Below are 16,999 nucleotides of genomic sequence, written 5' to 3' on the forward strand. Positions count from 1 at the left end.
GAGAAGGTGCTAGGGAGCATTTTTCCTGCTTAAGCGTTTTTCAAGCTGCTCAAGTTGTTCCAGTTCAATTCGGTCGGCCTCACGTGCATCAGTCATTTTTCTTTGCTGATCGAAGGATTCATAACGTTGGTGTACAACAGACTTCATCTGTTCACGACTTACGGAGCCACAGTGGCTCAACAGTGGCTGTTCATTGAAAGCCATAAAATTATCGATATACTGCCGCCAATCAGCCAATTTAAGATGCTGTTTACTCTTCGCCCGAAACTCTGCAAATTCGAAGAACATAGAGGCCAGACGATTTAAACTATCCAGCTCATCTTCGTTAAGATAATTTTTGGCGACTACCACGTCGGCCTTACGTACTCTGGGGCCTTTGAAGCTCGTCAGATTCATATTGGATTTAGTAGTATCAGCACGCTGCACTACCAGTTCTGCGGCGGTATATCCTGTAACAGCAAAAAACAGTTTGTTCTGCACTTCAGCAAACAATAACCCAGTGTCTTTTTCGTTAGCTCTGTAATCTTCTGATAGCGTAAACAGATCGCGGATTTTTTGATAAAAGCGTAACTCGGAAGTGCGAATATCACGGATGCGCTCAAGAAGCTCGTCGAAGTAATCCCATTTGGGATCTTTCAGGCGTTCGTCATCCATAGCGAAGCCTTTGAGCATATATTCACCCAGCGTCCGAGTGGCCCATTGTCTGAACTGCGTACCACGAGTTGAGCGAACCCGATAACCCACAGAGATAATCATCGGTAAAGAGTACAGCAGCGTTAGGTACTCTTTACCGTCCGCCCCAGTTGTAAACTTGCGGTTTACAACTGCCCCTTCAGCCAGCTCTTTATCTGCGATCACTCCTTTTACATGTTTGCCAATATTCTGCTTACTGGTTTGGTAAAGTTCGGCCATTTCTAACTGCGTAAGCCATACCTGCCCCTCCAATGAACGTAGAATAAACTGAGATTTACCGTCTTCAGAAGTGTAGAGAATCAGATCATTATCAGACATTTTAGCCATCCTTGAGTTACAGCGTGATACGCTGTTTGCCGCTTCTGCATCTGTTTTTCCTGTTTTAATCCCGTGAACTTTCCTACATCCGACTTAGAAATATACTCTGACGATTCAAAAACTCTAGCATCTTGTAACTTCTAGATAGATAAGCATTTATTATTCATCTGGTTTATTAGTAGCTCGGTTAACACACTGCTCAGGGCAATGCTCGCAATGCCTAATACCCCTCCTTTTTGTATAACTACTATCATCAAACTGTTACCTCTATCACGCCTAAATGTTTTTGTTTGGTTAAGTCTTGGCTTGTTTGTTGGTTTTTGATTACAATCATGAGCGAAAACGAACATGAAAGAGCTATTTCGAACATCTGGAGGAAGTTGACGTGGAAACCAAAGACTTGATCGTTATCGGTGGCGGCATCAACGGTGCCGGCATCGCGGCCGATGCTGCCGGGCGCGGGCTGTCCGTTCTGCTACTGGAAGCGCAAGACTTGGCCTGTGCTACGTCTTCCGCCAGTTCCAAACTGATCCACGGCGGCCTGCGCTACCTGGAACACTACGAATTCCGTTTGGTGAGCGAAGCGCTGGCCGAGCGTGAAGTGTTACTGCGACTGGCACCACACATCGCCTTCCCAATGCGTTTCCGTCTGCCGCATCAGCCGCACCTGCGCCCGGCCTGGATGATCCGTATCGGCCTGTTCCTGTACGATCACCTGGGGAAACGCACCAGTCTGCCAGGCAGCAAGGGTTTGCGCTTTGGACCAGAATCGGTGCTGAAGCCTGAATTGAAGCGCGGTTTCGAATATTCTGACTGCTGGGTCGACGATGCTCGCCTGGTGGTACTCAATGCCCAGGAAGTGGAAAAGCGCGGTGGCGAAGTGCGCACACGCACCAAAGTGACCCGTGCATGGCGTGAAAACGGCCTGTGGATGGTGGAAGCGGTCGACGTCGACAGTGGCAAAACCTTTACCTGGCGCGCCAAGGGCCTGGTGAACGCCACCGGTCCATGGGTGAAACACTTCTTCGACGATGGTCTGAAGCTGAAATCCCCTTATGGCATCCGTCTGATCAAAGGCAGCCACATCGTGGTACCGCGTGTACACGATCAGCCACAGTCCTATATTCTGCAAAACGAAGACCATCGTATCGTCTTCGTGATCCCTTGGAATGACGAATTCTCGATCATCGGCACCACCGACGTGGAGTATCACGGCGATCCGAAAGATGTGAAGATCGACGATAACGAAATCAACTATCTGCTGAAAGTGTATAACGACCACTTCAAGAAGCAGTTGGGCCGTGACGATATCGTCTGGACATACTCTGGTGTGCGTCCGCTGTGCGACGACGAGTCCGATTCACCGCAGGCGGTGACCCGTGATTACACGCTGGACGTGCATGACGAGCAGGGTAAAGCGCCGTTGCTTTCCGTATTCGGCGGCAAACTGACGACCTACCGCAAGCTGGCTGAGCATGCGATGGAAAAACTGGCGCACTACTACCCTGGTTGTGGCCCGGCGTGGACCAAAAACGGTTCGCTGCCAGGTGGTGACATCGGTGGCGATCGCGACAGCTACGCCGCAAAACTGCGCCGTGAACACAGCTGGTTGCCGGAATCTCTGGCACGCCGCTTTGCACGCACCTACGGCAGCCACAGCGAGCTGATCCTGGCCAATGCCAATAGCCTCAGCGACCTGGGCGAAGATTTCGGTCATGGCCTGCATGAAGCCGAATTGCGCTACCTGATCGACAAAGAATGGGTGGTGGAACTCGATGACGCTATCTGGCGCCGTACCAAGCTGGGTATGTGGCTGGACGAAGCGCAGCAGGCGCGGGTAAAAGCCTGGCTGGCGGAACACGCGAAAGCGAAAACCCTGTCACTGGCATCGTAACTCGCCAAAGCTAAAAAGGGCCGGATATCCGGCCCTTTTGTATTTACAGCTTGATAGGCTTGATGTGCCAGATCTCGTCCGCATACTCCTGAATGGTGCGGTCGGAAGAGAAGTAGCCCATGTTGGCGATATTCAATATTGCCCGCCGCGTCCAGTCATCCTGATTGCGATACACCTCATCCACCTTGTCCTGCGTATCCACATAGCTGCGATAATCGGCCAGCAGTTGATAGTGATCGCCCAGGTTAACCAGTGAATCAAACAGGTTACTGTAGCGCTTTGGCTCCTCAGGGCTGAAAGCACCGGTGGCGATCTGAGTCAGCGCCTGATGCAGCTCGGGATCCTGCTCATAGTAAAGATGCGGGTTGTAACCGTTGCGCCGCAGCTCCTCAACCTGCTCGGCGGTATTGCCGAAGATAAAGATATTCTCCTCACCCACGTGTTCCAGCATCTCGACGTTGGCACCGTCCAGCGTGCCGATAGTCAGCGCACCGTTAAGCGCAAACTTCATATTACTGGTGCCGGACGCCTCGGTGCCCGCCAGTGAGATCTGCTCGGAAAGATCCGCCGCCGGAATGATCATCTGCGCCAGACTGACGCCGTAGTTCGGGATAAACACCACTTTCAACTGCGTATGCACGCGCGGATCGTTGTTGATCACCTTGGCGACATCGTTGATCAAGCGAATGATCTGCTTGGCGGCGTAATAAGCCGAGGCCGCCTTGCCGGCAAAGATCACCACCCGCGGCACCCGCTCGGTTTCCGGATCCTGCAGCAGACGGTTATACAGCGTGATCACGTGCAGTACGTTGAGCAACTGCCGCTTATATTCGTGGATACGCTTGATCTGTACGTCGAACAGCGCATCCGGGTTGACCACCACATTCAGCGTTTTGGCGATGTAGGTAGCCAGTCGCTCCTTGTTCTGCCGTTTGGCGGCCTGCACAGCCTGCAAGAAACTCGGGTAGTCGACATTGGCCTTGATCTCGCTCAGTTGGCTGAGATCGGTGCGCCAGGTCTGGCCGATACTGTCATCGAGTACGGCGGATAACGGACGGTTAGCCAGCCCCAGCCAGCGGCGTGGCGTAACACCGTTGGTTTTATTGCAGAAGCGATCGGGGAAGATATGGGCAAAATCGGCAAACAACGATTGCACCATCAGTTCGGAATGCAGCGCAGAAACGCCGTTAACCTTGTGGCTGGCCACCACCGCCAGCCAGGCCATACGTACCCGGCGGCCATTGGTTTCATCAATGATAGACACTCGAGCCAGCAGGTCATTGTCACCCGGCGCGACTTCCTGTACGTGTTTGAGGAAGTGATCGTTAATCTCGAAAATCAGCTGCAGGTGACGCGGCAGGATCCGGCCGATCATATCCAGCGGCCAGGTTTCCAGCGCTTCGCTCATCAGCGTGTGGTTGGTATAGGAGAACACCTTTTCCACCACGGCCCAGGCATCCAGCCAACTGAATTTATGCTCGTCGATTAACCTATGCATCAGTTCCGGGATCGACAGGACCGGGTGAGTGTCATTCAGGTGAATGGCAATCTTGTCTGCCAGGTTGTCGAAGCTTTTATGCATCGTCCAGTGGCGGTTGAGGATATCCTGCACCGTGGCCGACACCAGGAAATACTCCTGCCGCAGGCGAAGTTCGCGCCCGGAATAGGTGGAATCATCCGGATACAGCACGCGTGACACGTTCTCCGAGTGGTTTTTATCCTCAACGGCCGCAAAGTAATCGCCCTGGTTGAATTTACCCAGGTTGATTTCATTACTGGCCTGGGCGCTCCATAGCCGCAGCGTGTTGGTCGCATCGGTATCAAAACCGGGGATCACCTGATCGTAAGCGGTGGCAATAATCTCTTCGGTTTCTACCCAACGAGCCTTGGCACCTTCCTGTTGAATGCGGCCGCCAAAACGCACCTTATAGCGCGTGTTGTGACGTGGGAATTCCCACGGGTTACCATATTCCAGCCAGTAGTCCGGCGATTCCATCTGCTGACCGTTGACGATATTTTGTTTGAACATGCCGTATTCGTAACGAATACCGTAGCCACGTCCCGGCAGCGCCAGCGTCGCCAGCGAATCCAGGAAACAGGCCGCCAGCCGCCCCAGGCCACCGTTGCCGAGGCCCGGATCGTTCTCTTCCTCCAGCAGCTCGCCCAGGCTCATCCCCATCTCATTCAATGCGTCGTCAATATCCTGATAAATGCCCATCGACAGCAGGGCGTTGGACAACGTGCGGCCGATCAGGAACTCCATTGACAGGTAATACACCTGACGCACATCCTGTGAAAGTTGCGCACGGTTAGAACGCAACCAGCGTTCCACCATACGGTCGCGAACCGCAAACAACACGGCATTCAGCCAGTCATGCTGGTTGGCAATTGCCGGGTCCTTGCCGACAATAAACATCAATTTATAGGCGATGGAGTGTTTCAGCGCTTCAACACTGACCGTGGGTGAGGTGTAACTAATCGGTAACGTCATAGTTTTTCGATCCCAAGTGCGTGATTGCCCGTCGCCTTTCAAGCCGCAGCCTTGTTACCTGCAGCTTGAAATTCATAGGGCATAACAATAGTTACGATAAGCGTTGATAAAGCGACAGATATTCCTGTGCCGCGACTTGCCAGCCAAAATCCACGCTCATGGCGTGGCGCTGGACGTGACGCCAATGCTTGGGTCGGCTCCACAGCACCATGGCACGCCGAATGGCGTTACCCAGAGCGACGGCGTCGCAATCATCAAAAACAAACCCGCTGGCGCTGCCGTCGGCCAGGTTCTCCAACGCGCAGTCCACTACCGTATCCGCTAACCCACCGGTGCGACGCACCAGCGGCAGCGTGCCATATTTCAGGCCATAGAGTTGGGTCAGCCCGCAGGGCTCGAAACGGCTCGGCACCATAATCACATCGGCCCCGCCGATGATCCGGTGCGAGAAGGCCTCGTGGTAACCAATCTGCACGCCAACCTGTTCAGGGTAGTCGGCGGCCGCGGCCAGAAATGCCTGCTGCAACACCGCATCGCCGGCCCCTAACAGCGCCAGTTGACCGCCCTGCTCCAGCAGCGCCGGTAGCGCTTCCAGGACTAAATCCAGACCTTTCTGGCTGGTCAGACGGCTGACGACCGCAAACAGCGGCAGCGACTCATCCACTTTCAGCCCCATGGCTTTTTGCAGGTGCAGTTTATTCTTGGCCTTGTTTTTCAGATTGTCGGCGTCATAGCGCGCAGTCAGGCGCGGATCGTGGGACGGGTCCCAAATCTTGTCATCCACGCCGTTAAGAATGCCGCTAAGACGCCCCTGCCGCTGGCGTTCCTGCAACAGCCCTTCCATGCCGTAGCCGAACTCCGGCCGGGTGATCTCACGCGCATAGGTCGGGCTGACGGCGGTGATATGGTCGGCGTAGAACAGACCGGCCTTCAGGAATGACATCTGGCCGTAAAACTCCAGGCCATAGATGTTGAAGAACGAAGGCGGCAACCACAGTTCCGGCACGTGATGGGCGGAGAACAGCCCCTGGTAGGCCAGGTTGTGCACGGTGAAAACAGAACGCGCCGGGTGGCCGTTAGCCGCCAGATAGGCGCAAGCCAGCCCGGCGTGCCAGTCATGGGCATGCACCACCTGTGGCCGCCAGTAGCGGTCCAGCCCCTTGGCCAGTTCGCAGGCCATCCAACCCAACAGGGCAAAGCGCCGGTGGTTGTCGGAATAGGCATTCATGGATTGGTCGTGATAAGGGCTGCCGGGGCGTTCGTACAACCAGGGGGCGTCGATCAGGTAGATGCCCACACCGTGATAGGTACCGTAACGCAGACCGACCCGGCCGGCGAACGAGTCGATTTCCGCCACCAGCACGGAATCCGGTATGCCATTACGAACGTCAGGGAAAGCGGGCAATAACACCCGAACATCGCCGCCCTCGGCGATCTGAGCCGCCGGTAATGCGCCAACCACGTCTGCGAGCCCCCCGGTTTTCAACAGGGGGAACATTTCAGAACATACGTGTAAAACCTGCATTATCACTCCTGAGAGTCGGCAAAAAATGCCTCTGGATAAGAAATAAAGCAGGCTTGCCGCTGTTGTTAATCCGCGTTTTGCAAGCCATCAGTCAATCCGTTTACATGGCGGCAGGCTATCGTTCTGCCGGATACCTTAACTCACAATTTTGACAACATTTCGCGCGTGACCAACACAATGCCGCCTTCCGAGCGATAAAAGCGTTTGCTGTCCTCATCGGCGTTTTCGCCAATCACCATGCCCTCGGGGATATGGCAGGCGCGGTCAATGATGCAGCGTCGCAGACGGCAGGAACGGCCGACGTTAACGTCCGGCAACAATACAGTAGAGTCGATGGTACAAAACGAGTTCACCCGCACCCGCGGGAACAGCACCGAATGCACCACCACCGAACCGGAGACAATACAGCCACCGGACACCAGCGAGTTCATGGTCATCCCGTGGCTGCCGGAACGGTCCTGCACGAACTTGGCCGGCGGCAGTGGCTCCATATGGGTGCGGATCGGCCAGGCGCGGTCATACATATCCAACTCCGGCGTCACCGAAGCCAAATCAAGGTTGGCGCGCCAGTAGGCTTCCAGCGTCCCCACGTCGCGCCAATACGGCGGCAACTCGGGGTTGGAGGTTACGCAGGACAGCGTGAACGGGTGCGCCCACGCCGCTTTCTGGGCGGTGATTTTCGGGATCAGATCCTTGCCGAAGTCATGGGTTGAGCCCGGTGTCGACATGTCCTCCTCCAGCAGTTGGAACAGGTAGTCGGCGTTAAAAATGTAGATCCCCATGCTGGCCAGCGACATATCAGGATTGCCTGGCATCGGCGGTGGGTTGCTGGGTTTCTCCAGAAATTCGAGGATCAGATCGTTCTCGTCCACTTCCATCACGCCGAACTCGCTGGCCTCATCGCGCGGCACCGGCAGGCAGGCAACGGTACACTGCGCGCCCTTTTCCACGTGATCGATCAGCATGCGCGAGTAATCCATCTTGTAGATGTGATCGCCCGCCAGGATCACCACATATTCGGCGTCGTAACGGCGAATGATGTCCAGGTTCTGGTACACCGCATCCGCCGTGCCCTTGTACCAGTGCTCGGTACTGAGGCGTTGCTGGGCCGGCAGCAGATCGACAAACTCATTCATCTCTTCGTTGAGGAACGACCAGCCGCGCTGAATATGCTGCACCAGGGTATGAGACTGGTATTGGGTGATTACACCGATGCGACGGATCCCCGAGTTCAGGCAGTTCGACAGGGCAAAATCAATGATGCGGAATTTACCGCCAAAGTGGACGGCCGGCTTGGCACGGGTTGAGGTTAAATCTTTCAAACGCGAACCGCGGCCACCGGCCAAAATCAGGGCGACGGACTTAATCGGCAGTTGGCGTGCCAACATCAGGGGGTCTTTATTTTCAAACCTAACCATAGCTGACTCCTTTTATTTTTTCTTGACCAGCACGCAAATCGAGTGCGCAGCCTGGTTCCAGGCGGGTAAGACCGCCCGCGAATCTTCCTGAGTAAAGGGGGCGACAAGCTGCCAATCGCCGGCAGGCAACGTCATCTCCACCGCCTGCTGCGTGGCGTTCACTACCACCAGCCAGCGTTGTGACAGACAGATCTGCAACTGCAGATCTCCCTGCTCCCACTGTTGCGCGCTGAGCGATTGCCCCTGCGCGTTCAGCCACTGCACGTTACCGTCGCCCTCCTGCCACCAGCGGTCATGCTGCAGGGCGGGAATTTGTTGGCGCAGGTGGATCAGTGCGGCGGTATAAGCGGTGAGTGAGTCATCCGCCGTGGCCCAGTCGAGCCAGGTGATAGCGTTGTCCTGACAATAGGCATTGTTGTTGCCCTGCTGGCTGTGTCCATGTTCATCGCCGGCCAGCAGCATCGGCGTTCCCTGGGACAGCAATAACGTGGCAAGCAGTGCCTGCCAGCTGGCCCTACGGCGTTGCACAATGGCGTCGTCGGCTATCGGGCCTTCAACACCGTGGTTGTTGCTAAAGTTACGGTCGCTGCCGTCGCGGTTACCTTCGCCGTTCAGTTGGTTGTGCTTACGGCTAAAGCTGACCAGATCCTGCAGGGTAAAACCGTCATGAGCGGTCAGCATGTTGATGCTGGCGTACGGCGCACGCCCGCGTTGGTTGAACAGGTCACTGGAAGCGGCAAAACGCTGGGCGAACTGGCCGAGCGAAATATCGCCCTGCAGCCAGAAGCGGCGCATATCGTCCCGGTAATGGTCATTCCACTCGGCAAAACGCCCGGGAAACTCACCCACCTGATAGCCGCCGGGACCAATATCCCAGGGTTCGGCAATCAACTTGCAGCGCGACAGCAGGTCGTCGGCCAGCATCGCCTGGAACAGCGGCGCGTCGCGATCGAACGCTGGCGTGCGGCCGAGCACGCTACCCAGATCAAAGCGGAAGCCGTCTACGTGACACTCCCCCACCCAAAAACGCAGGCAGTCCATCACCCAGGCTACGCCCTGTGGTTGATCAAGCCGCAGCGTGTTACCGCAGCCGGTATCGTTCACGTAGCCTCCCTCAGGAGTGAGCCAGTAATAGCCCGGGTTATCGATGCCACGCAGCGACAGCGTCGGCCCGTCGGTATCCAGCTCGGCGCTGTGGTTGAATACCACGTCGAGGATCACTTCAATCCCGGCCTTATGCAGCGCCTTCACCGCGTCGCGGAATTCGCGCAGCGGCGTCATGTCGGTACGCAGGCTGGAGTAACGGTTATCCGGCGCATAGGGCGCCAGCACGTTATAGCCCCAGTAGTTAATCAACCCGAGGCGCTGCAGGCGCGGCTCGGAGCTGTGTTGCTGCACCGGCAGCAGTTCCAGCGCGGTAATGCCAAGGCGCTTGAAGTAGGCGATCATCACCGGGTGGCCGAGCGCGGCAAAACTGCCACGCAGCACCTGCGGGATATCCGGATGTTGCAGGGTCAGACCGCGCACATGCGCTTCGTAGATCACCGTTTTGCCCCACGGCGTGGCCGGCGGGCAATCATCCTGCCAGTCGTAGGCTTCGTCGATCACCACGCACTTTGGCATCAGCTCGGCGCTGTCATGCCGATCCGGCCGGTCATAGCCACCATGCAGGTAGGGGTCATCGGCCACCGGCCCCTCGACCGCGCGGGCGGCGGGATCCAGCAGCAGCTTATTGGGGTTAAAACGCAGCCCCTGCGCAGGATCAAACGGGCCATGCACCCGGTATCCATAACGCTGGCCCGGTTTGCCGCCCGGCAGATAACCGTGCCAAATATCACCGCTGCGCGTCGCCAGCGGCAGGCGAACTTCACGCTGTTGTTCGTCAAACAGACACAGCTCCACCCCGGTAGCATGGGCGGAATACAGGCTAAAGTTGATGCCGTTACCGTCATAGTGCGCCCCGAGAGGCGCGGCGATGCCGGGCGTCAGCTCAGTCATTGCGCCTCCCGCAGCAGGTAGATGGTCGCCAGCGGCGGTACGGTCACGCTAATCGAATGCTCGCGGCCGTGGTTGCCAATCTGTTCGGACACCACGCGCCCCTGGTTGCCGGTATTGCTGCCGTGATAATGGTGCGAGTCGGTATTGAGGATTTCCCGGTACTCACCGGGGCGGGAAATACCGATGCGATAGTGGTGACGCGGCACCGGGGTAAAGTTGCTGACTGCGATCAGCTCATTGCCATGCGCATCATAGCGAGCGAAGGCAAACACCGAATTGTCATGGTCGTCCACCACCAGCCACTCAAAGCCGTCCGGCCGGTAGTCACGCTCATACAACGGCGCCTGCTGTTGATAGCAATGGTTAAGATCGCGCACCAACCGCTGCACCCCGTGATGCCAGCCGTCCAGCCCTTCCAGCAGATGCCAGTCGAGGCTGCTGTCGAAGTTCCATTCACGCCCCTGGGCGAACTCGCAGCCCATAAACAGCAGTTTTTTGCCCGGGTGCGCCCACATAAAGCCGTAGTAGGCACGCAGGTTGGCAAACTTCTGCCAGGCGTCGCCGGGCATGCGGTCGAGAATCGATTTCTTGCCGTGCACCACTTCGTCATGGGAAATCGGCAGCACGAAGTTTTCGGTGTAGGCGTACAACATGCCGAAGGTCATCTGATTGTGATGATACTTGCGGTGTACCGGGTCGCATTGCATGTAGTTGAGCGTGTCGTGCATCCAACCCAGATTCCATTTGTAGTGGAACCCCAGCCCGTTAGATTCCGGCGGCAGCGTTACCCCTGGGTAATCGGTGGACTCTTCCGCCAGCGTCACCGCACCGGGCCGCTCCTTGCCGATGCTCTGGTTGGTGTAACGCAGGAAGGCAATGGCCTCCAGATTTTCGTTGCCACCGTAGTAGTTCGGTACCCATTCGCCTTCGGCACGGCTGTAATCGCGGTAGATCATCGAAGCCACCGCATCGACACGCAATGCGTCGATGCCATAGCGTTCCAACCAGTAAAGGGCATTACCCGCCAGATAGTTACGCACTTCATGGCGGCCATAGTTGTAAATCAGGGTATTCCAGTCCTGATGGAAGCCTTCACGCGGGTCGGCGTATTCATACAGCGCGGTGCCGTCGAAATTCGCCAGGCCATAGGCATCGCTGGGGAAATGCCCCGGCACCCAGTCCAGGATCACGTTGATGCCCGCCCGGTGCGCCGCCGCGACAAAATCTTTGAAGTCGGCCGGGGTGCCGAAACGCCGGGTCGGGGCATACAACCCCAACGGCTGATAGCCCCAGCTGCCGTCAAACGGATGCTCGTTAATCGGCAGCAGCTCGATATGGGTGAACCCCATATCCTTGACGTAATCAATCAGCTGCACGGCCAGTTCGCCATAGCTGAGCCAGAAATTATCGTCGGTGTGACGCCGCCACGAGCCAAGATGCACCTCGTAGATCGAAATCGGTCGGTCAAAATCATTGGCCCGCTGGCGTTGCGGGGTGTTTTCCACCACCTCCGGCAACGGCGTCACCAGCGACGCGGTATCCGGCCGCATTTGCGCCTCGAAGGCGTAAGGATCGGCCTTCAACTGGGTATTGCCATAGCAGTCTATAATTTCGTACTTGTACAATTGCCCGGCTTTCACCCCCGGCAGGAACAGCTCCCAAATCCCGTTTTCACGCCGCAGGCGCATCGGATGGCGGCGGCCGTCCCAGAAGTTGAATTCGCCAACCACCGAGACGCGCTGGGCATTCGGCGCCCAAACGGCGAAGCTGACGCCTTCGACGTCATCAAGCGTACTGAGGTGTGCCCCCAGACGTTCATAAGGACGCAAATGGGTGCCTTCGGCCAGCAACCAACTGTCAATATCCTGCAGCAGGGTGCCGAAACGGTAGGGATCGTCGACGATCTGCTGATGATCCTGCCAGCGAACTTCGAATTGATAGCGGAACGGGGTTTTGCGACGCGGTACCGTGGCGCTGAAAAAGCCGCGCGCATCGTCGCAGTTTAGCTGCACCAGACGCCGGCCGGTTTGCTGCTCCAGCAGCCAGACTTCGCTGGCATCAGGCAATAGCGCACGCACCTGCAGGCCGTTATCGGCCGCATGCATACCCAGCAGAGAAAAGGGGTCGGCAGAATTGCCGGAGAAAAGCTGATCAATCACGTCACGATCGGGAAGTACAGGCATAGTCTTCTTCCTAAGATTAAGAGCATGATTTATAAGGGGCCGCGTAAGCTCATCGTCTTTCAGGTTGCCGCGAAATGGCTGCACCTTGAGATCCACAGGGCGTAACGCTTAATCCATAGCCGTTTTGGTTATCATGCAATTCATTCGGTATCTAAAGCGTGATTGCGGTCGGTTATTGATCAATTCTCACCTTCCCGGCCCGAATTCCGCTCTTTATGCTTATTTTTAGCGCTGGTGAAAATGTATCCGCCAGCCCTTTAAGCATAGCCAATGCCGGTTAAAAACATTGCCCATTAGCAAGGAAAACTCTTCATTAAGAAAACTGCCAGCCTGACAGCGTCTTTGCGCTGCTGCCCGCGTGGAGAAGTGCTGATGACTTGTGTGCTTTTCCCCCTTTGCAGCGATTTGGTCCATAGCGCGCAGAAACGAAGAAAAAGGAAGAAAATAAGGCTTTTGGGGGCCAAAAGAGGTCAGCCCCCGGGAAGTACAGTTCAGGTTTACAGCAGGATGCGCAGCATGCGGCGCAGCGGCTCGGCCGCACCCCACAGCAACTGGTCACCCACGGTGAACGCAGACAGGTATTCCGGCCCCATATTCAGCTTGCGCAGGCGACCGACCGGAGTGTTCAGCGTCCCGGTGACCGCTGCCGGCGTCAGTTCACGCATGGTCAGTTCACGATCGTTCGGGATCACCCGCACCCAGTCATTATGGGTCGCCAGCATTTGTTCGATTTCCGGCAGCGAAACGTCCTTTTTCAGCTTCAGGGTAAACGCCTGGCTATGGCAGCGCAGCGCGCCGACGCGCACGCACAGACCGTCGACCGGGATCACCAGGCCGCTGTTCAGGATTTTGTTGGTCTCCGCCTGACCTTTCCACTCTTCACGGCTCTGGCCGTTATCGAGCTGCTTGTCAATCCAGGGGATCAGGCTGCCGGCCAGCGGCACGCCAAAGTTATCGGTCGGCAGTTTGCCGCTGCGGGTGGCCTCAGTGACCTTACGTTCGATATCCAGAATCGCCGAAGCCGGGTCCTGCAGCTCTTTCGCCACGTCGGCGTGCAGCATGCCCATTTGAGTCAGCAGCTCACGCATGTGACGCGCGCCACCGCCGGAAGCCGCCTGATAGGTAGCAACGGACGCCCACTCCACCAGATCATTGGCGAACAGGCCGCCCAGCGACATCAGCATCAGGCTGACGGTGCAGTTACCGCCGACAAAGGTCTTGATGCCTTTATCCAGGCCCTGCTGAATCACGTCACGGTTGACCGGATCCAGAATGATGATCGCGTCATCCTGCATGCGCAGAGAAGAAGCGGCGTCGATCCAGTACCCCTGCCAGCCGGTTTCACGCAGCTTTGGGTAAATTTCGTTGGTATAATCGCCGCCCTGGCAGGTAATAATAATGTCGAGCGCGCTCAGCGCATCAACATCGTAAGCATCCTGCAACGTGCCCTGCTGGCCGCCGAAGGTGGGTGCCGCCTGGCCGTGTTGCGAGGTGGAGAAAAAGACCGGGCGAATGGCGTCAAAATCACGCTCTTGTGTCATGCGTTGCATGAGTACGGAGCCGACCATTCCGCGCCAACCGATGAAACCAACGTTTTTCATAATGACTGTCCTGCCTTGGAGGATGACTGCTATAAGTTGTGTGCAATATCTCTCCACCTTACAAAATGTCGGCGCAGGCGCAAAGTGAATTTATTCGATGGGTGAGCGATTCTCAGCAATCCTTCTTATATACCTGGGGATGAGCCAGCTGGTCGCCTGGCTGTAACTTGAAAGTCATAGGGTATAGGTTATTAAGCGGTCGGGATGACCGACGCACTTTTCAGATTCAGAGGTAGTAATGACAGAGATGATTTCGGTCACGGTGTTGCTGTTTTTAATCATGGATCCGCTGGGCAATTTGCCGATTTTCATGTCGGTGCTCAAGCACCTGGAGCCGCGTCGTCGTCGGGTGGTGTTGATCCGTGAACTGCTGATCGCCCTGCTGTTGATGCTGATTTTCCTGTTTGCCGGTGAAAAAATTCTGGCGTTCCTTAATCTGCGCACCGAAACCGTATCCATTTCCGGCGGGATTATTCTGTTCCTGATCGCCATCAAGATGATTTTTCCCTCGCAGGAGGGTGACAGCAGCGGGCTTTCCGCCGGTGAAGAACCTTTCCTGGTGCCACTGGCCATCCCGCTGGTGGCCGGCCCTTCGATTCTGGCCTCGCTGATGCTGCTGTCGCACCAGTATCCAAACCAGATTTCATATCTGGTGGTGGCACTGCTGATTGCCTGGGGGATTTCCGCCGCTATTTTGCTGATGTCGAACCTGTTCCTGCGCCTGCTGGGTAGCAAAGGGGTGAGTGCGCTGGAAAGGCTGATGGGGCTGATTCTGGTGATGCTGTCGACCCAGATGTTCCTGGACGGCGTGAGAGCTTACATGAAGTTGTAGTGAAGCTACTGGCGCCAGTGCGGCGCCGAGAAGTGGCGGCAGCCCGGGTTACTGGGCTGCAACACGACGAATATAGGCCAGGGTATCGGCCACCACGCCGTCCAGCGGTTGGTCAATCTCGATCGCCTGCACGTCTTGTTCTTGCTCGTTCGGCTCTTCTAAAGTAGCGAATTGGGAAACCAACATCTGCGGCTTGAAGAAATGGCCCTTGCGCTGCTTCAGGCGCTCTTCAATCACCGCCTTGTCACCCTTCAGATAGATGAAATGCAGGTTGCGGTTACCTTCGCGCAGACGGTCACGATAGCTCTTTTTCAACGCCGAACAGACCAGCAGTGAAACATCGTTGGTGCGCTCCATGGCAAAAATCGCGTCATTCAACGCCGCCAGCCACGGGGCACGATCGTTATCATCCAATGCATGCCCGGCGGCCATTTTATTGATGTTGGCACGCGGGTGCAGGTAGTCGCCGTCCAGCATGGCGGCATTGGCCTCATGGGCAACGGCGTTGGCCACGGCGGATTTTCCGCTGCCTGAAACGCCCATCAAAATAAATACGTGGTGCTGTGGATTGCTCATATGTCATGCCCTTATGGGATCAGATGACGCTGGCAGCGTCATCAAATGCGCCCCAAACTCAAAATAGTTTCCGACACCGCCAAGGTGCCGGAAACCTCAGTATTTTAGACGACCGTCGCCAGCAGTAGACAACCTACCAAACCACAGACTGAAATGATGGTTTCCAGCACCGACCAGGATTTAATGGTTTCCATGATGCTCAGGTTGAAGTACTCCTTGAACAGCCAGAAACCCGGGTCATTGACGTGAGAGAAAATCACGCTGCCTGAACCGACCGCGATCACCATCAGTTCCGGACTGGCGCCGGTAGTGGCGATCAGCGGAGCAACGATACCCCCGGCGGTAATCGCCGCCACGGTAGCCGAACCCAGTGCCAAACGCAGTGCGGCGGCAATCGACCATGCCAGCAGGATCGGCGAGACGTTACTGCCTTCCATCAGGGCGGCAATATATTTCTCTACGCCGCTGTCGACCAGCACCTGCTTGAACGCGCCGCCACCGCCGATGATCAACAGCATCATGGCGATAATCTTGATGGAGTCGGTGATGGTGCCCATCACTTCATCCATGGTGCGGCCACGGTTCAGGCCAAAGGTGAAGATAGCAATCAGCACCGCAATCAGCGTCGCCATTACCGGATCGCCGAAGAACTCGGCAAAGCGCAACAGGCTATGACCCTTCGGCAGCACCATTTCGGCTACCGCGCGCAGCGCCATCAGGATCACCGGAACCAAAGAGGTTGCCACGCTGATACCAAAGCTTGGCATTTCCGCTTCGGTGAAGATTTTTGGGTTATACAGGCCTTCCGGTACCGGCTTGTCGATACCTTTCAGGAAGCGGGCATAAACCGGACCGGCCAGGATCACCGTCGGGATAGCCAGCAGCGTACCGTACAGCAGGGTTTTACCCATATCGGCATGGAAGATGGTGGCGATCGCCGTTGGGCCAGGGTGCGGCGGCAGGAAACCGTGGGTTACCGATAGCGCAGCCGCCATTGGCACGCCGACATACAGCAGAGGAACGCGCGCGGAAGCGGCGATACTGAATACCAGCGGCAGCAACAGCACGAAACCCACCTCATAGAACAGCGCGAAGCCGACGGTAAAGCCCGTCAGCACCACTGCCCACTGAATGTGTTTTTTACCGAACTTTTCTATAAGCGTAGTGGCGATGCGCTGGGCGCCGCCGCAGTCCGCCAGCAGCTTGCCGAGCATGGCACCAAAACCCATGATCAAAGCCAGACTGCCCAGCGTGCCGCCAACGCCGGCCTTGATGGAGCCGATCACTTTATCGACCGGCATCCCCTGGGTGATCCCGACCGCCAGAGCAACCAGAATCAGAGAGATAAAACCGTTCAGCTTAAAGCGAATCATCAGCAGCAGCAGCAGCGCTACGCCGCCTGCAACAATCACTAATGGCATAATTTTTCTCCAACCTTTTTATCGCAGACCCTCTTTACGATAGATCGTA

General features: G+C 56.4%; 11 protein-coding genes. 2 read left to right on the forward strand and 9 right to left on the reverse strand.

Annotated elements, in window-relative coordinates:
* Nucleotides 1-9: 9 nt before the first annotated feature.
* Nucleotides 10-1,011: a RhuM family protein gene (rhuM, locus tag ACNT1W_RS00705; protein ID WP_012147316.1), complete on the reverse strand. Its 1,002-nt coding sequence runs from the start codon at nucleotides 1,009-1,011 to the stop codon at nucleotides 10-12.
* Nucleotides 1,012-1,396: 385 nt separating this feature from the next.
* Between rhuM and glpD the strand changes: the two genes are divergently transcribed.
* Entirely contained in the window at nucleotides 1,397-2,905 is a 1,509-nt protein-coding gene (glpD, locus tag ACNT1W_RS00710; RefSeq protein WP_112364245.1) for a glycerol-3-phosphate dehydrogenase, read from the forward strand.
* A gap of 43 nt (nucleotides 2,906-2,948) precedes the next feature.
* On the opposite strand, the gene glgP is transcribed toward glpD, so the two are convergent.
* From glgP to asd, 6 genes are all read right to left on the reverse strand, one after another.
* Nucleotides 2,949-5,396: a glycogen phosphorylase gene (glgP, locus tag ACNT1W_RS00715; protein ID WP_012147318.1), complete on the reverse strand. Its 2,448-nt coding sequence runs from the start codon at nucleotides 5,394-5,396 to the stop codon at nucleotides 2,949-2,951.
* A 91-nt stretch (nucleotides 5,397-5,487) separates the two neighbouring features.
* Nucleotides 5,488-6,921, reverse strand: coding sequence for a glycogen synthase GlgA (gene glgA, locus ACNT1W_RS00720; RefSeq protein WP_012147319.1), 1,434 nt, complete (start codon nucleotides 6,919-6,921; stop codon nucleotides 5,488-5,490).
* Nucleotides 6,922-7,061: 140 nt separating this feature from the next.
* The gene (glgC, locus tag ACNT1W_RS00725; RefSeq protein ID WP_012147320.1) at nucleotides 7,062-8,339 is read right to left on the reverse strand and encodes a glucose-1-phosphate adenylyltransferase; all 1,278 of its coding nucleotides are present in this window, start codon (nucleotides 8,337-8,339) and stop codon (nucleotides 7,062-7,064) included.
* Between the two features lie 12 nt (nucleotides 8,340-8,351).
* Nucleotides 8,352-10,337, reverse strand: a complete 1,986-nt coding sequence (gene glgX, locus ACNT1W_RS00730; protein WP_419246283.1) for a glycogen debranching protein GlgX — start codon at nucleotides 10,335-10,337, stop codon at nucleotides 8,352-8,354.
* Entirely contained in the window at nucleotides 10,334-12,520 is a 2,187-nt protein-coding gene (gene glgB / locus ACNT1W_RS00735; RefSeq protein WP_419246284.1) for a 1,4-alpha-glucan branching protein GlgB, read from the reverse strand. The genes glgX and glgB overlap by 4 nt, the downstream gene beginning before the upstream one ends.
* Before the next feature lie 497 nt (nucleotides 12,521-13,017).
* On the reverse strand, nucleotides 13,018-14,121 hold the full coding sequence (gene asd / locus ACNT1W_RS00740; protein WP_115183594.1) for an aspartate-semialdehyde dehydrogenase: 1,104 nt from the start codon (nucleotides 14,119-14,121) through the stop codon (nucleotides 13,018-13,020).
* 238 nt (nucleotides 14,122-14,359) lie between these two features.
* Here asd and ACNT1W_RS00745 point away from each other — a divergent pair, with 238 nt between their 5' ends.
* On the forward strand, nucleotides 14,360-14,953 hold the full coding sequence (locus tag ACNT1W_RS00745; protein WP_012147324.1) for a YhgN family NAAT transporter: 594 nt from the start codon (nucleotides 14,360-14,362) through the stop codon (nucleotides 14,951-14,953).
* Between the two features lie 48 nt (nucleotides 14,954-15,001).
* Here the strand turns inward: ACNT1W_RS00745 and gntK are convergent, their stop codons facing one another.
* Together gntK and gntT are read right to left on the reverse strand one after the other, a co-directional pair.
* On the reverse strand, nucleotides 15,002-15,529 hold the full coding sequence (gene gntK / locus ACNT1W_RS00750) for a gluconokinase (protein WP_012147325.1): 528 nt from the start codon (nucleotides 15,527-15,529) through the stop codon (nucleotides 15,002-15,004).
* Between the two features lie 104 nt (nucleotides 15,530-15,633).
* Nucleotides 15,634-16,950, reverse strand: a complete 1,317-nt coding sequence (gene gntT, locus ACNT1W_RS00755; RefSeq protein ID WP_012147326.1) for a gluconate transporter — start codon at nucleotides 16,948-16,950, stop codon at nucleotides 15,634-15,636.
* Nucleotides 16,951-16,999: the final 49 nt, after the last annotated feature.

Origin of the sequence: Serratia sp. NFX21 (assembly GCF_048517035.1) — a bacterium.
GTDB lineage: Bacteria > Pseudomonadota > Gammaproteobacteria > Enterobacterales > Enterobacteriaceae > Serratia > Serratia quinivorans.

What these genes read in the sequence shown, in the direction of transcription:
- asd (WP_115183594.1), bottom strand. Translation starts at nt 14,121, where the DNA reads ATGAAAAACGTTGGTTTCATCGGTTGGCGCGGAATGGTCGGCTCCGTA.
- gntT (WP_012147326.1), bottom strand. Translation starts at nt 16,950, where the DNA reads ATGCCATTAGTGATTGTTGCAGGCGGCGTAGCGCTGCTGCTGCTGCTG.
- gntK (WP_012147325.1), bottom strand. Translation starts at nt 15,529, where the DNA reads ATGAGCAATCCACAGCACCACGTATTTATTTTGATGGGCGTTTCAGGC.
- glgA (WP_012147319.1), bottom strand. Translation starts at nt 6,921, where the DNA reads ATGCAGGTTTTACACGTATGTTCTGAAATGTTCCCCCTGTTGAAAACC.
- ACNT1W_RS00745 (WP_012147324.1), top strand. Translation starts at nt 14,360, where the DNA reads ATGACAGAGATGATTTCGGTCACGGTGTTGCTGTTTTTAATCATGGAT.
- rhuM (WP_012147316.1), bottom strand. Translation starts at nt 1,011, where the DNA reads ATGTCTGATAATGATCTGATTCTCTACACTTCTGAAGACGGTAAATCT.
- glgX (WP_419246283.1), bottom strand. Translation starts at nt 10,337, where the DNA reads ATGACTGAGCTGACGCCCGGCATCGCCGCGCCTCTCGGGGCGCACTAT.
- glgB (WP_419246284.1), bottom strand. Translation starts at nt 12,520, where the DNA reads ATGCCTGTACTTCCCGATCGTGACGTGATTGATCAGCTTTTCTCCGGC.
- glgP (WP_012147318.1), bottom strand. Translation starts at nt 5,396, where the DNA reads ATGACGTTACCGATTAGTTACACCTCACCCACGGTCAGTGTTGAAGCG.
- glgC (WP_012147320.1), bottom strand. Translation starts at nt 8,339, where the DNA reads ATGGTTAGGTTTGAAAATAAAGACCCCCTGATGTTGGCACGCCAACTG.